The 20,112-nt window shown below is 45.6% G+C and carries 15 protein-coding genes; 5 read left to right on the top strand and 10 right to left on the bottom strand.

Annotated elements, in window-relative coordinates:
* Window positions 1-129: 129 nt before the first annotated feature.
* The 5 genes from IPJ71_17165 to IPJ71_17145 all read left to right on the top strand — a co-directional run bounded on the left by IPJ71_17165 (window position 130) and on the right by IPJ71_17145 (window position 6,420).
* Window positions 130-1,707: a Re/Si-specific NAD(P)(+) transhydrogenase subunit alpha gene (locus tag IPJ71_17165; protein ID MBK7845379.1), complete on the top strand. Its 1,578-nt coding sequence runs from the start codon at window positions 130-132 to the stop codon at window positions 1,705-1,707.
* Window positions 1,708-1,715: 8 nt separating this feature from the next.
* Window positions 1,716-3,179, top strand: coding sequence for an NAD(P)(+) transhydrogenase (Re/Si-specific) subunit beta (locus tag IPJ71_17160; GenBank protein ID MBK7845378.1), 1,464 nt, complete (start codon window positions 1,716-1,718; stop codon window positions 3,177-3,179).
* A 176-nt stretch (window positions 3,180-3,355) separates the two neighbouring features.
* On the top strand, window positions 3,356-4,039 hold the full coding sequence (locus IPJ71_17155; protein ID MBK7845377.1) for a hypothetical protein: 684 nt from the start codon (window positions 3,356-3,358) through the stop codon (window positions 4,037-4,039).
* Entirely contained in the window at window positions 3,996-5,825 is a 1,830-nt protein-coding gene (locus IPJ71_17150) for a DUF1152 domain-containing protein (GenBank protein ID MBK7845376.1), read from the top strand. The genes IPJ71_17155 and IPJ71_17150 overlap by 44 nt, the downstream gene beginning before the upstream one ends.
* A 28-nt stretch (window positions 5,826-5,853) precedes the next feature.
* Window positions 5,854-6,420, top strand: coding sequence for a hypothetical protein (locus tag IPJ71_17145; protein ID MBK7845375.1), 567 nt, complete (start codon window positions 5,854-5,856; stop codon window positions 6,418-6,420).
* Window positions 6,421-6,432: 12 nt separating this feature from the next.
* Here IPJ71_17145 and IPJ71_17140 read toward each other — a convergent pair whose 3' ends face one another.
* The 10 genes from IPJ71_17140 to IPJ71_17095 all read right to left on the bottom strand — a co-directional run bounded on the left by IPJ71_17140 (window position 6,433) and on the right by IPJ71_17095 (window position 20,078).
* Entirely contained in the window at window positions 6,433-6,981 is a 549-nt protein-coding gene (locus IPJ71_17140; GenBank protein ID MBK7845374.1) for a methylated-DNA--[protein]-cysteine S-methyltransferase, read from the bottom strand.
* A 1-nt stretch (window position 6,982) separates the two neighbouring features.
* Complete coding sequence (locus IPJ71_17135; protein MBK7845373.1) at window positions 6,983-7,573, bottom strand: hypothetical protein; 591 nt, start codon at window positions 7,571-7,573, stop codon at window positions 6,983-6,985.
* Between the two features lie 136 nt (window positions 7,574-7,709).
* Window positions 7,710-8,198, bottom strand: a complete 489-nt coding sequence (locus tag IPJ71_17130) for a hypothetical protein (GenBank protein MBK7845372.1) — start codon at window positions 8,196-8,198, stop codon at window positions 7,710-7,712.
* 50 nt (window positions 8,199-8,248) lie between these two features.
* On the bottom strand, window positions 8,249-11,194 hold the full coding sequence (locus IPJ71_17125; GenBank protein ID MBK7845371.1) for a fused MFS/spermidine synthase: 2,946 nt from the start codon (window positions 11,192-11,194) through the stop codon (window positions 8,249-8,251).
* A gap of 112 nt (window positions 11,195-11,306) precedes the next feature.
* The gene (locus IPJ71_17120; protein ID MBK7845370.1) at window positions 11,307-12,341 is read right to left on the bottom strand and encodes a hypothetical protein; all 1,035 of its coding nucleotides are present in this window, start codon (window positions 12,339-12,341) and stop codon (window positions 11,307-11,309) included.
* Complete coding sequence (gene uvrC, locus IPJ71_17115; GenBank protein MBK7845369.1) at window positions 12,334-14,232, bottom strand: excinuclease ABC subunit UvrC; 1,899 nt, start codon at window positions 14,230-14,232, stop codon at window positions 12,334-12,336. Before uvrC ends, IPJ71_17120 begins: the two co-directional genes overlap by 8 nt.
* Before the next feature lie 39 nt (window positions 14,233-14,271).
* A complete protein-coding gene (uvrB, locus tag IPJ71_17110) occupies window positions 14,272-16,413 on the bottom strand; it encodes an excinuclease ABC subunit UvrB (protein MBK7845368.1) in 2,142 nt (713 codons plus the stop codon).
* Between the two features lie 51 nt (window positions 16,414-16,464).
* Window positions 16,465-17,922, bottom strand: a complete 1,458-nt coding sequence (locus IPJ71_17105) for a cysteine--tRNA ligase (protein ID MBK7845367.1) — start codon at window positions 17,920-17,922, stop codon at window positions 16,465-16,467.
* 65 nt (window positions 17,923-17,987) lie between these two features.
* Window positions 17,988-19,481 (bottom strand): glutamate--tRNA ligase, encoded by a 1,494-nt coding sequence (locus IPJ71_17100; GenBank protein MBK7845366.1) that lies wholly within the window; start codon window positions 19,479-19,481, stop codon window positions 17,988-17,990.
* 108 nt (window positions 19,482-19,589) lie between these two features.
* Window positions 19,590-20,078, bottom strand: a complete 489-nt coding sequence (locus IPJ71_17095) for a CarD family transcriptional regulator (GenBank protein ID MBK7845365.1) — start codon at window positions 20,076-20,078, stop codon at window positions 19,590-19,592.
* Window positions 20,079-20,112 lie beyond the last annotated feature (34 nt).

Here is a 20,112-nt window from a genome sequence, read left to right as displayed (position 1 = left end):
ACGCGTGAGCAGTGCGCGTTCCAAAAATAAGTCGAAAACAAATCCTGAAACCCTTTGGTTTGATGTGGTTTATTTTAAACTCGTTTTTGTTTTTGCACTGGCTGTAGTCACTGAGGAAGACCCATATTTATGAACAAAATAGTCATTGGAGTACCCAAAGAAATAAAATCAGGGGAAGCCCGAGTTGCAGTCACGCCAGAGAGTACTGCGAAGCTGATAAAAATGGGATTTTCGGTCCAGATCGAAAAGGGTGCTGGGGAGCCCGCAAGTTTTTCTGATTCGAGCTATAGCCTAGCTGGAGCCTGTGTTCTTGAGAGTCCTGCGGACGTATGGAGCCAAGCCGACCTCATTCTTAAAATCAATCCGCCTCAATGGAACCCTCAATGCAATTGCCACGAAGCAGATCTCCTCAAAAAGGAAGCACACCTCATTAGCTTTATTTGGCCAGCTCAGAATTCAGATTTGCTCAAGAAATTATCCCAATCCAACGTTACCGCTCTTGCCCTGGACTGCATCCCACGGATTTCCCGAGCCCAGAAGATGGATGTACTAAGTTCGATGGCAAACATTGCAGGTTACCGCGCTGTCATCGAGGCCGCTCATCAATTTGGCCGTCTTTTTACCGGGCAGATAACTGCCGCTGGCAAAATGCCTCCTGCAAAAGTACTCGTTATCGGCGCAGGAGTTGCAGGACTTGCCGCTGTGGGGGCCGCTCGAGCTCTTGGAGCTATCGTCAGGGCCTTCGACACTCGTCCAGAAGTGAAAGACCAAGTCAAGAGCATGGGCGCTGAGTTTCTCGAACTCAAATTCAAAGAGGAAGGTTCGGGTGGAGGCGGCTATGCAAAAGTAATGAGTCCCGAATTTATTAAAGCTGAAATGGAACTCTTTGCAATGCAAGCAAAGGAAGTCGATATCATTATTACCACCGCTCTTATCCCTGGGAAAAAAGCGCCTCTTTTGATTGATGGTGCAACGGTCGCTCTCATGAAAGAGGGATCTGTCATCGTCGATATGGCTGCTGAACAGGGCGGCAATTGCGAATTCAGTCAAGCTGACCAGATCGTTAAAAAATCTGGAGTGACCATCATTGGCTATACAAATCTTGCTAGCCGACTCGCAACCACAGCCAGCGAACTATTTGCATCAAACCTCGTTCACCTTCTGACAGACATGACAAAAGGGGAGAACGGTTACCACGTCGATATGAAAGATGAAATTATTCGTGGAGCCCTCATCTTAAAAAGTGGTGAGATCACCTGGCCTCCTCCTGCTGCAACGCCAACCGCTCCGCCAATTGCTCTCTCGACCACTTCCTCCGAAACCAAAAGGCCCGTAGTCACAACAGAGTTAAAAAAGACAAAACGATTCTCAGGAGTTGATTTCACTTTGCTTGGTTTGGCCGTCCTGTTTTTTTTCCTTGGCCAAAATGCACCCTCAGAATTTCTCGGCCATTTTAGTGTCTTTATTCTCGCAATCGTAATTGGGTGGCAAGTGGTCTGGAACGTAGCTCCCGCTCTCCACACCCCTCTCATGAGCGTAACCAATGCAATCAGTGGCATTATCATCATCGGAGCGCTTGTTCAGTTGCGTGGTGACTCTCTTGGGATTGCCGGTGCACTTTCGTTGGTTGCCGTCGTTATTGCTTCGATTAATATTGCTGGCGGTTTTTTAGTAACCAAACGCATGCTCAAAATGTTTCATAAGTAGGAGAAAAGATGTCCAAAGGACTACTCACTGTTTCTTATCTTGCTGCAAGCCTTCTCTTTATCTTAAGCCTCGGAGGACTTTCTCACCAAGAAACTGCACGCAAAGGCAACCTCTATGGCGTTTTTGGAATTGCAATCGCAATATTGGTCAGTCTTGTTGGCGCTCATGGACTGGGACTGATCTCTTCCATCATGGCCATCTTATTGGGTGGAGCCATTGGGGCCCTCATAGCAGCGCGAGTGGCCATGACTGCCATGCCAGAGTTAGTGGCCATCCTGCACAGTTTTGTTGGACTTGCGGCCGTTCTGGTGGGGGCTTCGAGTTTTTTTGGTGGAGATCTTCAAATACTCGATGGCATGGCACGGCTCATTCATGAAATTGAAATCTTCGCTGGTGTAGTGATCGGTGGAATTACCTTCACAGGCTCTATCGTCGCATTTGCTAAGCTTCGGGGATCCATCAGTGGCAGACCCTTGCTCCTACCGGCCAGGCATTTTTTGAATTTGTCTTCTCTCATTGGCTGTGTCGTTCTCGGCATCTTGATCTCACAGACAATGGGGCAAGAAAAGAGCTCTATTCTTTTCATTAGCATGATCTTCATTTCCTTTTTTATGGGCTGGCATTTGGTCATGGCCATAGGGGGAGCTGATATGCCGGTCGTTGTTTCTATGCTCAACTCTTATTCTGGCTGGGCTGCTGCAGCGACGGGCTTTATGCTTTCCAATGATCTCCTCATTGTGACTGGAGCGCTCGTTGGAAGCTCAGGTGCCATTCTTAGTTATATCATGTGCAAGGCCATGAACCGTTCGATTTGGAGTGTGATCTTTGGAGGATTCGGTGCTAGCCCCGCAAAATCAGCTCCCACCAAAGATTCCGCCTCCCCAGGTGTTGTCCATGAAATCAGCGCAGAAGAAACCGCAGACCTCATGCTCAATGCCCACAATGTCATGATTATCCCTGGATACGGAATGGCCGTGGCACAAGCTCAGCACCCTATTAAAGAAATCACCTCTCTCCTCAGAGATCGAGGGATCAACGTCCGATTTGGAATACATCCTGTTGCGGGAAGACTACCTGGTCACATGAATGTGCTTCTTGCGGAGGCCAGCGTTCCCTACGATATTGTATTTGAAATGGATGAAATCAATCGCGACTTCCCCGATGTCGATGTCACGCTCGTTATAGGGGCCAACGACATTGTCAACCCAGGGGCACTAGATGACCCCTCAAGTCCAATTTTCGGAATGCCGGTCCTTGAATGTTGGAAATCAAAGCACGTCATCGTCATGAAGCGAAGCATGGCTTCAGGCTACTCAGGGATCGAAAACCCCCTCTTCCACAATGACAATACAAAGATGCTTTTTGGCGATGCAAAACAGAAAGTATCCAATATTTTAAACTCAATTCAAATTCAATCTCACCAACTGCGGTCCGACTCGACTGTCCAGCTTGATAGGGCAGGTGCTCATTAGGGGCAGAACCTCGTTTTTATGAGACCTCAATTATCTTCTTGACAACAAATGATGCCTAGAGTACTCAAGCGGCGTGCTCACTGCTAGGAACTTGGGAGCAGTGTTTCTGAGTACGCCTTTCATTTAAGTTCCTGAGAGCAGAAGAAGTGGCTGCGAATTTGTTTACTTAAAGCGTGATGCTTTATTTAACTTTTGGACCTAATATTATTTTATTTGTGATTTTGCGATATTATTCCCACTTTTTTAGCACGAAACGCCGCTCATTGTTTAATGCTTTGACAGCTCTCAGCCTTTTTTTTGGTCTGCCAATCCGTGCGGCTCATAATCTATCCGAGTCAGCGAGAGTTACGGCTCACACGTCAAAATGTGCAGTGCTGTTGAATCCGCACAGAGCTCTAGCCGAAATTTTACCCCACATCACGGATGATCAAGCCCTTCTTTTGCTGAAAGCAAATTATTCAGAACTACTCACCTGGTTAAGTCAGAAGGCTGATACAACAGCTGAGGGCGGCACTTCGACTCCAAAGGGAATTTTTGGTCCAAACAAAAATTTGACTCCATCTGTATTTCTATTTGCAGAGGACATTGTAGAAGTAAACCGTACTGCGGTTGGATACCTTGCCCTTAAATGGATTCTTGCAAACGACTATGAGACCTTCACGCAAAATCAAGCACCACCTGTCCGGCTTTCTCTTGAATCATTTTCGGAATTACGAAGCTATGTTCTTGCAACTTTGAAAAATCCGGAAGATTTCGATGCCATGATCGTAATGATCTTGACGAACGATTTGGGCAAAATAAAAAAGTTACCACGAGTTGACAGAAAAAGCAGTTGGTCGTGCTGTTGTCGATCACGATGAGGTTTTATTCGTCGGTTTTGGTGAGTGGCCTGAGATTTCTCCAAACTTCATGAGGCTTTCATCCGAGAAGAGGAGCTGGATTATCGATGGGTTAAAAATGGGATCAAACTTAAATATAGGTCAATTTGCGCAGGCCGAAAATCTACCTGCAAACCTTTTGGGAGTTAAATATTTAACTGGAAAGCCCGGGGCCTTCGAATTTAAGTTTATTGAATTATTGCTAGATGTGGCCGGAGCAAACGGTCATTTAGATTCTGGTGGCGCGAAGGTCATGATTGAGCCAGTTTATCGAAACTTCATGTTAGCGCGAAATGCATTACAAGAAGTCATCGATGGGCGGTCGGTGCGTGACGGTTATGATCAAATTCTTATTGAAAGGAACAAGGCACTTGTCGGAAAAGGGTTTCATTCATTAGATGTTAAGAGTTCGGTAGAGCGAGCTATCTTGCGACTTTTGACTCTTCGACGGACAACAACTCGCGAACAAGCAGAAGAGCTCTATGAAGTATTTTTTAAATTGCCCTTAAATGCTCGAGCTATTCTCGTCTCAGAACTTAACGTAGATGGTACTGATGATGGTTGGGGCACCTTACCCTACTATGCTCCGGCCCTGATCAGCAATGCATTAGGGAGCCTATCTAAAACTCCAGGTGGATCTGTTGTAGCATTGCGCACCGTATTTTTATCTCTTGCGAGAGTATTTCAAGAGGCTAGGATCCATTTAAAAAGTCGTCAGAGTAGTGGCATCTACACTGTGAATCTTGAATCACTCGCTAAGTTCGCGCTGTCCGATGAATATATAGATAATCCTGACACTTTACTCAACCTGCATTATGAGCTGTTTCAAAATGGCAGCGACGCCAACCAGTCTGGAGTCAAGCTGTCTGCCTATTCAAGAATCGACTCGGCTCTCTTCGTACAGATAAATGACTTAGTCGATCTGCCTGGAAATTCATTTGCAGTGGTGGGGATTGGTGGAGGATCAGATGGAGTCCAAGCGGCACAACTGGCCTTGATGCTAAGATCCGCAGGTAAAAATGTGAAGTTCATCGGGTCGGTGCGTACGGACAAAACCGGCTCACAAGGTGCTGATGGTAAAATCGGTGAAAACCGAACCATACATAACCACGGGGGCATGATTTCAGACGGCGTCTATCGTGTGTTGTCAGACTCATCTGGCAGTGGCAGGTTTCTGGAGAACTTGCCAGCTGATGAATTCCACATGTATTTGATTTTAGACAGACAAAATGACACCTTACATTCTCAGTTTCAAGATTTAATTAGTTCGTTTGGTGGAGTCGACACTCTAATTGCCGTCGATACAGGCGGAGATGCACTTTTTCCTTCGAACAGTGAAAAACAAAACCAAGGTCGTTCTACTCCTGATCAGGATTTAAGGGTTATTTCATCTTTGCGTGGAGTACCGGTTGCCTACCGATTGAGTGCAATTGTGGCTGCAGGCGTGGATTCACCATTAAATGCCCAGTCAATTTTGCAACAGGCGGGGGCAAAATATTATTCACTCTCTGGTTCGCAAAAGGCATCGGTGATGGCAAACTATACCCGTTGGCAGATGGACGGCACTAATGAAAACCGATTTGGTAAAACTCCTCTTGCTTGGCAGTTGGCTTTAACAAACCAACTTGGAATGCAAGTAATGCCTTTGCCTACAAAGGTTGTAGTGGATCAGAAGAATCCCTGGAATCCATTTGTATTTATCGACCAAAGCATGAGTGGAATCTTTTTTATGCAACTTGATTCGCATCTGAATGTGATTGACCCTTAGTATAGTACGATATGAAAGGAATCCTGTTGTGATAGATCCAAGACGAACTCCCAATATCCTCTCTGTCTTCTGTTTTGGTTTGCTTTCGCTCACCCAAGCTGCCCTAGCATTTCCTCGCTGGGAGGACGTAGACCATTACCAAGGAGGGACATCGAATCCCTTAATCATTTTCGATTGCAACAATGAGATCGAATTGCCCGCTGACGGGCGCTGCGCGAAATTGCCTGAAACAGCCATCTCCCCGGTCTTAGGAATAGGAGGAATCAGTGACCCTCAAATTCATATTGAATACGTCCCAGCCAAACCTGATGCTGCTGTAAGAAATAAATACGGAGCTGTGTTTTTGAGATGTCCTGAAAAATACAGGGCAAGTATCTATAGATCGGGAATGTTTCCAGACCAAAGATCTCAAGTTGTATGCATTCCCAACCAAGGCAGAAACGACCGCCGAGAACATTCTGGCGCAGTTCTCTTCTCCGGTTGGTTCAGTTGTGGAAATGGCTTCCAGATGAGCTCGATGAGTGGTGCGTATACACCAAGTGCTGGGCCGGTCGAATACCAGCTCTTTTGTTTGCCCGTTGGGAACGACAAATAAATTGCCAATCGGTTACACAGGCTCTTCAAGTCGCTTGGACTTTCTTTCTAGGTCTAGAAGTATTCGTTTATTTTCAATACCTCCCCCAAATCCGGCCAATTCTCCGCTCTTGGCGATCACCCGATGGCAAGGGACAACAATCGAGATCGGATTTTTAGAATTGGCCACCCCAACAGCGCGGGCCTTTTTCGAATCCCCCAGGCGCGTTGCCTGTTCCAAATAAGAAATGGTTTCGCCATAGGGAATTCTCAGAAGCTGCTCCCAGGCACTCTTCTGAAATGCTGTTCCCTCCATGACAAGAGGAAGGGAAAAACCAAATCGTTTGCCCGTAAAATATTCACAAAGTTGCTTGCGAGTTAGCGCCATCATGGGGTGAGTTTCAGAATACTTAATCGATTGAATGTTCGATTTGTTATTTTCCTTATCCAGTTCTTTTTCCCAAAAAACTGCATGCAAGCCGAGATCAGAAACCAAGATGCCTAGTTCTCCAACCGGACTGCTCGCCCTGCTGTAAGCAAAATCTTTGGACTGTGCTTTCGCAACAAAATTTAAAAAAGTCATGTCAGAACTCATTTATGGTTTCTCGGCAGCTCGGCGACCGCCATTGGTGATTCTCAATTGAGCTCAACAATTCACTCCACAACCGTTCGCGACCAAAAAAAGCCTTCATGTGCTTCTGAAAATATATGACACCACCTGTTTCAGGGGCATTAAAAAAAAGCAGATCGATTTCAGGGCGACTCTCTCTTATTCTATAATGGGGAAGAACAACGGACTCGGCGCAACAAGAAATAAACATTATTGTAGCAACTGATGGACTTATATCAAAAAACGAAGATTTAGGAATCTTTCTGCCATCAGCGCCTAAAACTCCTCCAAGAGGATCGGAATGACCTATCCAAACAACCCCAACAGTGGAGTAGTGGCGAAGCACTTCTTCTAAGTCACTTTCAACTGCAGAAAAATGGGTCACCACGCCAATGTGCCTTTCTCTGAACCAAAAAGAAATCATCTCCATGTTATCAAAGTGAGATTTTTTCGCCCCTTCAACGTCTCCTATCAAGATGTGAACCTTTTTCTGGTAGGCTGACGAGTAAATCGAACAAAATACAAATGAGAATGTTAAAAATATACAGACCGCTGACTTCAACATCGGAATAGGCTCCCTAGAGGAGTTTACATTGTCTTTGCGACAACTGATTGCAATTTAAAAGCCATTCCTGTTTGAATTAGAAAGCAGGCAATTCAATTTTTGAGTCAACCGCCCAATTTCACTAAACTGCTAAATTCTATTTGCGATTCGCCACGACAGTGATGACAAGCTCTCCTTGAGCTCCACCTCTTTGTTGACTAATTTTGCCTTCCTTTCCGGGAGGCACAAGTATCTCAGGCTTCGAAGAAGCCATTCTCTTCCCATCCTTGTATTCCAACTCAATCTTAAGGCTGATGGCATCCTTAATATTGTGATGCTCTTTCTCAGTGGCAACAACAGAAAATCGCATCTTTTTTGTTTGATCCTTTGTCGTTTGAATGAGTTCCGTCTTATCGCCCGACATTGTATCAAGCCGTGGCTCAGCTACAAGATTTCCTTCAATAAATATCTGCGCCTTTACTTCGTAGTTATAGCTTGCCCCTGATGGCCCCACCGATGCATCTGCGGGGTTCGACGCTTCATTCGGTTTGGGATCAGATCCCGATTTTACGCCATTACTAGAACCTAAAGCCAAGCTGACAAAACAAGCCGAACACAAAAACATCAAAATTGTCTTCAACCTCATAAACTCCCCCGAAAAGCTCAGTTCGATATTCTGGACATCTCTCATTCATTCTATTGTATTGGAATTGATTTATGCAAATTATTTAGCCCAGGATCGTCAGGCGAGTAAATAAGTCCCTCGGCCAGAGTTGCCTTAGCCAGTGCCAATTGATTTGTCTGTATATAGGCCTCAGACTCTAACCGATAAGCTTCTGGATAAGCTGGATGATCAAGCTTAATTTTTTGGGACACCTCAATCACTTTTGCAAATTGAGCTTTCTCTATCAATATTTCGCCCAGCAAAATTCCGGCCGTGTAGTAGCCCGTTCCGTGCCGAAAAGACAGTGCTGTCTCAAGGAGGCCCATGAGGCGATTCTTATCCTTCTCCCCCATGGCTTCTTTTACAGACCGATTGAGTTTTTCATACTCAACGGCAATGTCCTCTTTTTTTAATCTGACGGCCTGCCATTGATTGAGCGTCGCTGATTCAATCGGCAATTTCATTTTTTCTGCACTTGCTTTGAGCGCAGTAAAAATAGGTTCATGTACCTCGGAGAAAAATATGGGTGGATATTTGATCACATGGGCCAGAAATTGAATCGGATCGCCCCCCGGAATCATTTCCTTGAATGCCTCTAAGCGACCGACTGAGGTCTCAATCATCAAAGACTGTGAAACACTCTCTCGATTTTTACTATAAAAATCAAAAGGGATATTGTGCTCTAACTTTACGTTGTCATCAGTATTGGGAATACTCGACTGTTTAAGAAAAGCCTTGATCTGGTCTTTGCCACCATAAAAATATCCAAAAAGATCATAAATTGAAGTCAGACCTTCTGAATCAAGCATTTTTTGAACGCTTGGTGATTGATAAACTCTCTCAAGCCTGTTCCAATTTAGGCTTATGGGGTGATTGGACCCAACGGCCACAGAATCATAGCCATAAATAAATAGGTAAGTATAGGGAAAGGCCTCCTGAATAGCTTTCAAAGCCATTTTATATGAATTCTCTGAAAGCCCCTCGTTCTGAATCCATTGACAGAAAACTCCACCTTCGTTTAGCTTTTTTGCGGCCTCCATGTAATATTCGCGCGAATAAAGATTACCAGCACCCGAGACCAGGGGACTGATTGGATCAGATGTGATGACGTCATATTTTTTATTTGTGTATTTAAGATAAATGCGTCCATCTTCAAAAATCACCTTTGTACGGGGATCGGCTAAGGGTTGGCCGTTGACGTGATTAAAATAGTGACTCGCCTCAACGATACTCTTCTCAAGTTCTAAGATTTCAACACTTTCAACACTCTGGTGAGAGAGCACATGACCCGCCGTGATCCCTGTTCCCAAACCCACAACGGCGACAGTTTTCGGATTTTCATGAAGAAGCAGCGGCACCTGCCCCAGAAGCATCAAGTGCCTGCGATCCCCATGTCCAGCTCCTGCAACTGGTTTTCCCGAAATCCGCAAGCCAATTTTTCCCGTTGAAAACTCATTAGCTGTCACCGCAACACTGCCGTGAACACCATCTTTGTAATAAAGGAGTCGGGCCGGAGTGTTTTCTCTCTGCTTTTCTAACTCCTCCAATGCTCCCTCTGTTGCCATAGACATATAGATGCCTTGATTCGTCGCTAAGGGATCATGAGGAGGAACAACAAGAACACAAACGAAGGTCAGAAAAGACACCAAAGAAAAATACTTGAGTTTTACTCTGGAAGCAGTCCCCGGAATGAGAAAGAATAAAAAAGAAGCTGCGACGAGCCAACCCGTGATTGAAGCTAGACTTATGGTGCTTGAGACCCCAAGTGAAGGAATAAGAAAAAAACCTGTCAACAAACTCCCAATAACACCTCCAATCGTATTGAAGGCATAAATTCTCCCCGTCGAGATCGAAAGACAATCGCTCGCGCGAAGCTCTTGATACAAATGCAAGGCATAGGGAAAAAAGGCTCCCATAAAAAAGGTGCTTGGTAAAACAATCAGAGAGGAAACCAGCAATTGAGAGAGAATGTACCCAAAACCTGATTCTCCTCCAGATAATGTCAAATACAAATGACCGTACCAATAAGGCAGTTCATCATAAAATGACAGAGTCACAAGCGCACAGATTCCAATCATGGCTTGAATAAAAAATACCTCTACTCGCCAATTTTTTGAACGCTTTAAAAGGGCCGAACCCGCGACACTTCCAAGTCCTATTCCGAGCAAAAATACCACCAACATATTTGTGAAGGCGTGGACAGTCGCACCCAGTATTCCACTCAACATCCGAAACCACGACAATTCAAAGACAATCGAAAGGCCCCCTGAAACAAAGAACAATAATTCAAAACCACGTGTCTTGAGACTTGAATTTCCCTCACTGATCATTCTACCTGCTTGAATTGGTTCCAACTTGAGTGTCTGTGGGCCAATCATGATGGCCCAGTAACCAATCAGAAGATCAAAGATCCCGACTCCTATGCAGGTCCTTAACAAACCCCAATTGGGAATAAAAAAGAACCCTGCCAACAAGGTTCCTACGAGTGCTCCTATTGTATTCACCCCATACAGGCGACCTGCCAAAGAGCTCGATTCTCCCCCTTTTTGTGCTAAGGAACCTACCACCGCCGGCAAGGTCATTCCCATAAAGAGAACGGGCAAAACCATCATCGTAAACGTTATCACGAAGCGAATTGCAAGAAACAAAACTGGACTTTCTGTGCTCATCCCATAGAGCCAGGCAAAAAGAGGAGTCGTCGATCGAAAAATCGGAATAGAGATAAGACCAAGTAGGCCTATGGCAACCTGTAAAAATCCGTAGGTTCGGAGTGGTTTCCGAAGGGCCCAGGAAATTTTGGGCAAAAGCCAACTCCCCAAAGAAAGTCCGCACATAAAGGCCGCAACAACCGTGGCACTGCTATAAAGAGAATTACCCAATATATAGGATAATTCTTTTGACCAAGTAATTTCAAGAACAAGACTCGTAGCCCCAGAAAGGAAGAAAGCCAAATAAAGCCAGAAATGCTTTTTCATCATCCCTTAAAAACTCTTAAAAAGGAATTTGGAATCAACAAATTCAAAGATCCCGCAAATCATTCAAGAGTAAATATTGAACAAATTATTATTCCCGGCCAGCAAATTATCCAATTCAGTGCAGAACTCTTGATGAACTCGACAATTGTCGAGTGCAAAGATATCCACCTCCAGACGCCAAAAATCTCTCCTCAATTCTTTGAGGAGCGGGAGTCTGAAACAAAGCTTTTAGAAATGCTGCGCCAAAGGCATCTCGAAAATCATAAGCTTCTATAAATATGTTAAAAAGCAAATACTGCTCGCCACGATTGTCAAGAAGGTACCCGACCCCTTGATGAGCGCCCTCTTCGAAGCGTTTTTTCATCCTTTTCTCAGAACTCCCTATTCTCGCTCCGCTCAATGAGCTCATTGATTTCATTAAAAAATCTTTGTGATCAGCTGCAAAATCTCTTAATCCCATGTTCAAATAAAATCTTACATTATCTCGAGTGAACTTCGGTATCTGGTCAAGCCTCGGTATATCTCGAATTCTGCCAGCAACAAAAGCCTCATACTGTGCGGGATCTTCGATGCCTTGAAACGTCTCGTGAACTATCCCTAGCAGAGGCTGGGATATTCCGAGAGGGTCTTCCACTTTGTCCAATCTGTAACCAAAACTGATCACAATTTCGCCGGCCCCATTGCTACCAGAATAATAGTCAGCCCAACTAGGACCGAAGGAGGAAGCCATAATAAAAAACTCCTTTTCCCACCGCAAAACAGCGTGAAGTTGGCCCTTGTTAATCACCAAAGACGAAGATGAGTCTGCTGCCATTTGGATAGAGTCCACCCGAGGTTCGAGTGAAATAGGCTTACGCTCCTCTGAGAGAAGCAATACGGGGTGACTCAGCGCCAGCTCGACAACTTGTCCTTCCCGCGGCTCCAGGACACTCAGCATATTTTTTCGATTATTAACCAAGATCTCGCTTCTATTCGTGGGAGTCAGAAGGGCCCAATTCATGGGAGAAGCGGGACCGTGATCGGCATGTTTTGCCAAGGATTGAGCCAGGGCAAAAAGCGTCCGGTTCACATCCTCCTCGGCCGAAGCGGGGAGATATGTCGCCATGAAGATGATCACGAATAATAAGACTGGGGAAATCACCCTAAACATCCTCAATTTTCTCCCTTTCATTAGCAGGGTCGGATTCATTGAGTGCAGCGACGATACCCTCAGCAATTGCTCGATTGAATCCCTTTAAGGCCGCAAGTTCCTCGACGTCTGCCCTCCGAATCTCTTCGAGGGAAGAAAACTGGGTGAGGAGGAATTTCTTTTTCTTCTCGCCCAGACCTCGCACCTTGTCAAGAGAAGAGGAGAGAAGCTCCTTTCCTCTGAGGCCGCGATGAAAGGTAATGGCCACCCGGTGAGCCTCATCTCTCAGTTGCACCAAAATATTTAGGCCACTCGATCCACGACGAAAGGTCACCGGATTTTGACGTCCGGGAAGAAAGAAGCGCTCCTGCGATTCATGGACCTCCTGATCTGTAAACTTACCCTCGGTTCGCGCCTTGGCCAACCCAACTACCGGAATTTCTGGCCGACCGAGCTCCTGCAAAACCTCGGTCGCAATTTTTAATTGTCCTTTTCCTCCATCGACCACGATCAGTTGAGGATCCTCCCATTCCGCATGAGACAGACGCCGGGACAAGACCTCCTTCATTGAGGCAAAATCATTCGGACCTATCACCGTGTTTATTCTGTATTTCCGATACTCCTCCGGCCGCGGCTGCCCCTCCTCAAACACAACCTGAGAGGCAACAGTTTGAGATCCTTGAAAGTTAGAAATATCGAAACACTCTATCCGACGCGGAAACTCCGGAAGAAGCAACTTCCGCTTAATTTCCTCCAGACCCGCGAGATGATCTTCTCTTTTCTTAACTTGGTCTTTAAAATGGCTTATGGCATTGGATTCGGCCATGCTCATCAGTCTTCGCCCCTCTTCATCCAACGCATGAATCAAGCGGGGTCGCTTTTTTCCACGCTCCCAAAACACATCACCCAGAAGTTTAACGATGTCTCCGCCCAAATCGACAGGAAGTAAGATTTCATTAGGTATCACATTATCCAAATAGTACTGATTCAAGAATGACGTCATCCACTCCCGTGGATCTTCACCTATCTTTTTCACATCAAGTTTCGGAAAAAAATGGGAGCGATTTCCGATCACTCGACCTGAACGAATGTGCAAAGTCTCAATCAAGGTACTGCCCAAATCACTGTGGTAGGCGACAACGTCGATATCCTCTTCGTTAATGGAGACGACACTCTGCCTCTCCCAGACCGAAGATATCGCTCTCAAACTATCCCGCAATCTGGCGGCAGATTCATATTTTTCTTCTCTAGAGGCCAACTGCATTCGCTGGGTCAAGTCTCGAACCAGCTTTTTATTCCCGCCGCGCAAAAACTTAAGGGCCTCCTTAATTTCATGCAGATATTGAGCCTTTGTAATGAGATTTGTGCAAGGAGCAGAACAGCGACCTATTTGATAAATCATACAAGGACGTTTGCGTGCCGCAAAAAATGAATCCGAGCAATCTCGAATTTTGAAGCTCCGATTCAGAAACCGAATCATGTCCCGAACAGCACCACCGTTGGTATAAGGACCAAAATAGAGAGAACCATCGCTGATCACACGACGATGCAAATAAAATCTAGGGAAATCATCAGTCATGCTCACTCGAATATAGGGATAAGACTTATCGTCCTTGAGCCTAATATTGTATCTTGGGCGAAACTTCTTGATCAAGGAGGCCTCAAGAAGAAAGGCCTCAACCTCAGTGTGAGTGATCAAATAATTAATGGAATCAATTTGGTTAACCAGATAGACTGTTTTGGGACTCTGGTCTGTGCTCTGGTTAAAATAAGATCTCACCCTCGCTCGAAGACTTTTTGCCTTTCCAACGTAAATAACCTTATCATTCGAATTTTTCATTAAGTAGACGCCGGGTGACTCTGGAAATTCCCTTATACTTATCTTTAGCAGTTCCCTTTTCGCTTCGCTCATGGCACACCCGCCTCTAAAGAATCCCAAAAAGAAGACAGATCAATCACCGTTTTCTTTAGGTTCAAATCCACCCTCCAAAGCCACTAAACTTTCGCTGTCTACCTGCCCCTCCTGCATGAGAATGGAGCGCATTTCGAGTCGCTTGATTTCGTCTCGTATTCGTGCCGCCTCTTCAAATTCCAATTCCTTGGCCGCTTTTTTCATTTCTCCACGAAGGCGCTCCACTTCTTTTGCAATTCCCTTAGAATCCATTCCATACTTTTTTGTAGGCTCAGAGACCTTTGAGTATGATTTTGACCCACTTCTGCCACTCTCCCTGGCCTTCCCTCTTGCCTGCGTCTTTTCACCTTGGATATTCGCCAACAAGTCAAAACCATAAATCTCGGCGAGACCTTTGCTGACTTTCTTAATAATGGTCGTCGGAGTCGTTCCATGCTCTTCGTTATAGTTCTGTTGAATAAGGCGTCGACGATTTGTCTCGTCCATCGCCTTTTGCATCGACTTTGTCACTGTTCCACCGTACAGAATCACCATTCCATTTGCATTTCGCGCAGCCCGACCAATTGTTTGAATCAGAGATCTTTCTGAGCGCAAAAATCCTTCTTTGTCAGCATCCGTAATGGCCACAAGACTCACCTCAGGAATATCTAAACCCTCACGCAAAAGATTGATCCCAATCAAAACATCAAAAATACCCAATCGCAAATCCCTGATGATCTCCGTCCTCTCGACTGTCTTGATATCGCTGTGGAGATATTTAACTTTAACACCGAGACCCTCGAAATACTCGGTAAGATCTTCCGCTGAACGCTTGGTTAAAGTGGTAATGAGCACCCTTTCCTTCTTTTTTGAACGCGTCCGAATTTCTCCAAGCAAATCATCGACCTGATCGCGGGCAGGACGCACTTCCACCACAGGATCAAGTAGCCCAGTGGGACGAATGATCTGCTCTACAATCAAGCCTTCACTTTTGGACATTTCATATTCACCCGGCGTGGCCGACACATAAATGACCTTATCCATATAATTCTCAAATTCCTGAAAATTAAGGGGTCGGTTATCAAGCGCAGAGGGCAGCCTAAATCCATGATCGACAAGTGTCAGTTTTCTGGCTCGATCACCTCGATACATGCCTCCCACTTGCGGAACTGTGACATGGGATTCATCAATAAAGGTCAGAAACTGAGAGGGAAAATACTCAAGTAAAGTCGGTGGAGCCTGTCCGGGCTCGCGCCCAGTGAAGTGGCGGGAATAATTTTCGATGCCCGGACAAAACCCCATCTCCGTCATTAATTCTAGATCGTAGGAAGTGCGCTGCTCAATTCGTTCCGCTTCCAAGACCCTCATTTGCTGTCGGTAATATTGAATTCTCTCTCGGAGTTCGTCCCGAATAGTTTCAACGGCCACCTTGGCTCTTTCTTCCGTACTCACGTAGTGACTTCCGGGATAGATTGCGATTTTATCGATATCCTCAAGGACAGTCCCGCGCCACGGATCTACCCAGCAAATTCGCTCAACAAAGTCCCCAAAAAATTCAATGCGAATGGCCTTTTCTTCCTCATAGGGAGGTAGAACATCAACGACATCTCCCCGTACTCTGAATGTCCCTCGATGAAAATCCACATCATTGCGCCGGTATTGGATTCTGACCAACTCCCTTAAAAAACGATCCCGTCTCAGATCCATATTTTTTTCTAAGCGAATCATCAATCCTTCATAAGCCTCTGGAGACCCAAGTCCGTATATGCAACTGACCGAAGCAACAATGATGACGTCACGCCGCTCAAACAAAGAATGGGTCGCCGCATGCCTCATGCGATCAATTTGCTCATTGATTGCCGAATCCTTTTCAATAAAGGTATCGGTGGATGGAATATAGGCTTCGGGCTGATAGTAGTCATAGTAGCTGACGAAATACTCCACTGCATTTTGAGGAAAAAGCTCTTTGAACTCAGCAAAAAGCTGCGCTGCAAGTGTCTTATTGGGAGCCAAAACCAGGGCCGGAAGGTTGAGCTCCGCAATAACATTTGCCATTGTGAAGGTTTTTCCGGAACCCGTCACACCGAGCAAAACTTGATGTTTGGATCCCGCACGAATATTTTCAGTGATATCACGGATCGCCCGCGGCTGATCTCCGGCAGGTGTAAGAGGAGTGACAAGCTGAAAGCTTCTACTTACCAGCACCTGCGTTCGCCCTTCGCTTTTGACCAAAACAAACCTACATCTTTCTCTTTATTTAGCTACTTCCCAGAGGGTCCCTTCTGGACTGTCCTGAAGGGCAATCCCCTTGGCCGTCAAATCATTTCGAATTCTATCAGACTCTGCCCAATTTTTATCCGATCGAGCCCGATCGCGTTCTTCCACCAATCCATCAATCACCCTTCTTTCGAGGCCCATTTGAGTCAGAAGCATATCATCGAGAAGGCGTAAATACTCAGCCGGTCCTTCTTGAAAAAGTGCGAGAAGATTTCCCTTGTTTTTCAACCAATGAAAAAATACCTCAGAGATCGCCTTCTTTTCTGGAGTCATTTTTCCAGGCGTTCGGCTCAAACTGTTGTAGAGCCTTACTATTTCAAAGATTCGCGCCATTGCTTCAGGTGTATTGAAATCATCGTCCAACGCCTCTTCAATTCCCTTGTCAGCCTTTTCAATTGCGACTTCAAATTTTTCATTGAGAGGCACCAATTCCAGATTGGTTTTTATAGCTGCTTCCGCATGAGCCATCGCAGAGTAAATGCGAGCCAAACCCGAGATCGCGCGATGAATCTGATCGGTATTTAAATCAACAGTGCTACGATAGTGAGACGAAATCATCATGAATTTCAAAATTTCAGGATCGTATTGCTCGAGAAAGTTTCGTCCGGTGCGCACATTCCCCAAAGATTTACTCATCTTCTGATCACCGAAGTTAATCATGTTATTGTGCATCCAATATCGAACAAAAGTCTTTCCTGTGCAGCCCTCACTTTGAGCGACTTCGTTCTCATGATGCGGAAAGACCAAGTCAAGACCACCACCATGAATATCAATCGTGTCTCCCAATAAGCTTCGCGCCATCGCCGAACACTCGATATGCCAGCCTGGACGCCCAGCTCCCCAGGGAGAATCCCAGGAAGGTTCGCCGGGCTTCGCTGATTTCCAAAGAGCAAAATCGGCCGGGTGCCTTTTTCTCTCGTCCACTCCCACTCTGTGCCCTGCTTCTAGGTCCTCCAGGTTTTTATTACTCAACTGCCCATACTTCTCAAATACGTGGACATCAAAATAGACATCGCCATTTTCGACATACCCCATTCCCTTTTCTATCAGCTCACTGACAAAGGCAATGATCTCCTCCATAAATTCAGTCACTCGCGGATTTCGTGAATGAGGGCGCAATTTTAAACTTGCATAATCCTGTTTAAATTCCCGAATATATTTTTCAGAGATCTCGCTGGCAGAAACACCTTCCTTTTTTGCTCGTTCGATTATTTTGTCATCTACATCTGTATAGTTGTAAATGTAAGTGACTTTAAATCCTTTATGTTCAAGCCAATTGCGGACCAAATTAAAAAATATAGCGCCCCGAAAATTTCCCACATGAAGCAAATCATAGACCGTTGGTCCGCAGACATACATGCGAACCTCTCCCTCCTTCAAGGGAACAAAGTCTTCTTTCAAATGAGTTTTAGTATTTAAAATCCGCAACCCCAATGTGGACTCCTTTTCTTCATAATACTGACCGATACAGCCCACCCCTTGGGGCCGTACTTTTCCCCTCAGCCAAATGCAGAAAGAACCTTTTCTGCTCGTTCGATTAAAAGACTTTTTTCCAGTAAAGGCACGAGAATCTTTAATTCTGCCCCATGAGGTTTACCAAGAACCGCAACTCTAATGGGCATAAACAGGAATTTTCCCTTAGCGCCACAATCACTTTTGACCTGCTCCTGTATTTCCAAAAAGTCGCTCTCACTCAAGTATTCAGCCTTAAAGCCAATCAGCAACTCGCGCCACTTTGCAATCACAGTCGGAGTGGATTCCCACGCCATCGTCTCTTTGGCCTCAGGCAACACCTGGAAATCCCCCCTAGACAAAGGGCGAAAAAGTTCAACCCCATCTTTTAGAGTTTCCATGTATGATTTCATGAGACTCAGGGCTCTATTCTGCCACTCGGGGTCCTCAGAAAAGTGAAGACCTGCCTCGTCCAGAAAAGGCCTGAGGCGCCCCCATAATTCTTTGTGAGGCAATGCCCGCAGATGAGTGGCATTGACCCACCTCAATTTCACATCATCAAATACAGCCGGCGATGGATTGAACCGATCCAGACTCATCTGCTCAATCATCTCCTTCATAGACATGATTTCTTGCCCATTCGGCGAACTCCATCCCAAAAGAGCGATAAAATTATTGAGGGCCTCGGGAAGAAATCCGCTCAGACGGTATTCATTGCAACTGGTTGCCCCGTGTCGCTTGCTCAGTTTTTGTTTGTCAGGCCCCAATATAATAGAGAGATGCCCAAACTCAGGAAGAGGAATCCCAAGGCCCTCGTATATCATCATCTGGCGCAAGGTATTGCTCAAGTGCTCCTCCGCCCTTAGCACGTGGGTGATTTTCATGAGCGCATCATCTACCACACAACAAAAATTATAGACGGGCATTCCGCTCGAACGGACAAGGACAAAATCTCCGACCATGTCAGATGGAAATACCACCTCTCCACGAATCAGATCCTTCAGCACATAGTTCTTCTTTTGAAGAGGAGTTTTAAACCGGATTGTCGCAGGCTCTCCCTGCTCAACGCGCCGTTTCGCCTCAAGTGCTGACATGTCCCGGTAAGGACTATTGAACTGCACATTTTGCCCTTCCGGATGAAGGAGGCTCCTCTTTGCTTCCATTTCGGCATCTGTCATAAAACAGTAGTAGGCATGCCCGCTCTCCAGAAGCTGGCTGGCATATTGCCGATAAATATGCTTTCTTTGACTCTGACGATATGGTCCATGCGGGCCCATATCTTGAAATGTCTTTGGATGAGGACCTTCGTCCCAATTCAAACCCAACCATTCCAGATCTGCCAGCTGCATCTGCATGGATTCATCTGTTGATCGCGCCTCATCCGTGTCTTCGACCCTCAGGACAAAGGTCCCGCCCCGATTCTTAGCTATCAAATAGCAGTAGAGAGCCGTGCGTGCCCCTCCAACATGAAGATAGCCAGTGGGGCTTGGTGCAAAGCGAACACGCAAGGGGGATGTGAATGCAGGAGACGAGATACTCATGACCATTGTTCCTTTTCTAATAATTCAGATGAAAGACAATGGCCAAAGATGCCCGATCTTTGATTCAGGAGCAAATGGGCTTACAAAAATATTAAATTTCTCTGGTGATTAAAGTCCGAAAATAGCGGCGATCTCGCCCTCTCTCCTCAACTCGTCCGTACTCGTCGCGAGAGAAAGTTCTTTCAGAAGCAAGCTACGAGCCGTATCAAGCATCTTGCGCTCACCAAATGAGAGTTCCTTGTCGACTTTAAGGACAAAAAGGTCCCTCAAAACTTCGGCAATCTCGAATACAGATCCAGTTTTGATTTTTTCCATGTATTCGCGGTAGCGACGGTTCCAGGTCTGATTGTCGACCTTTACATCGGTATCACGCAAAATGTCGAGAACTTGAGCGGCCTCACCCTTAGAAATAATCGGTCTTAATCCAACCGTCTGTGCGTTATTCCTTGGAACCATAATTTTCATACCAGATTCAACAATCTGAATCGTATAAAACGTCTGTTTTGAACCCAGTATTTCTTTGGTTTCGATTGCAGTCACTTGGCCAACACCGTGTCCAGGATACACGGCATTGTCACCAACATTGAATGAAGTCATTCACTAACCTCCAGCTTACGGTCAACAAAAGTCC

The organism is Bdellovibrionales bacterium, from assembly GCA_016714165.1.
Classification (GTDB): domain Bacteria; phylum Bdellovibrionota; class Bdellovibrionia; order Bdellovibrionales; family UBA1609; genus JADJVA01.
Note: the sequence above shows the minus strand (reverse complement) of the source record. Positions and strands in the feature narration are given on the sequence as shown.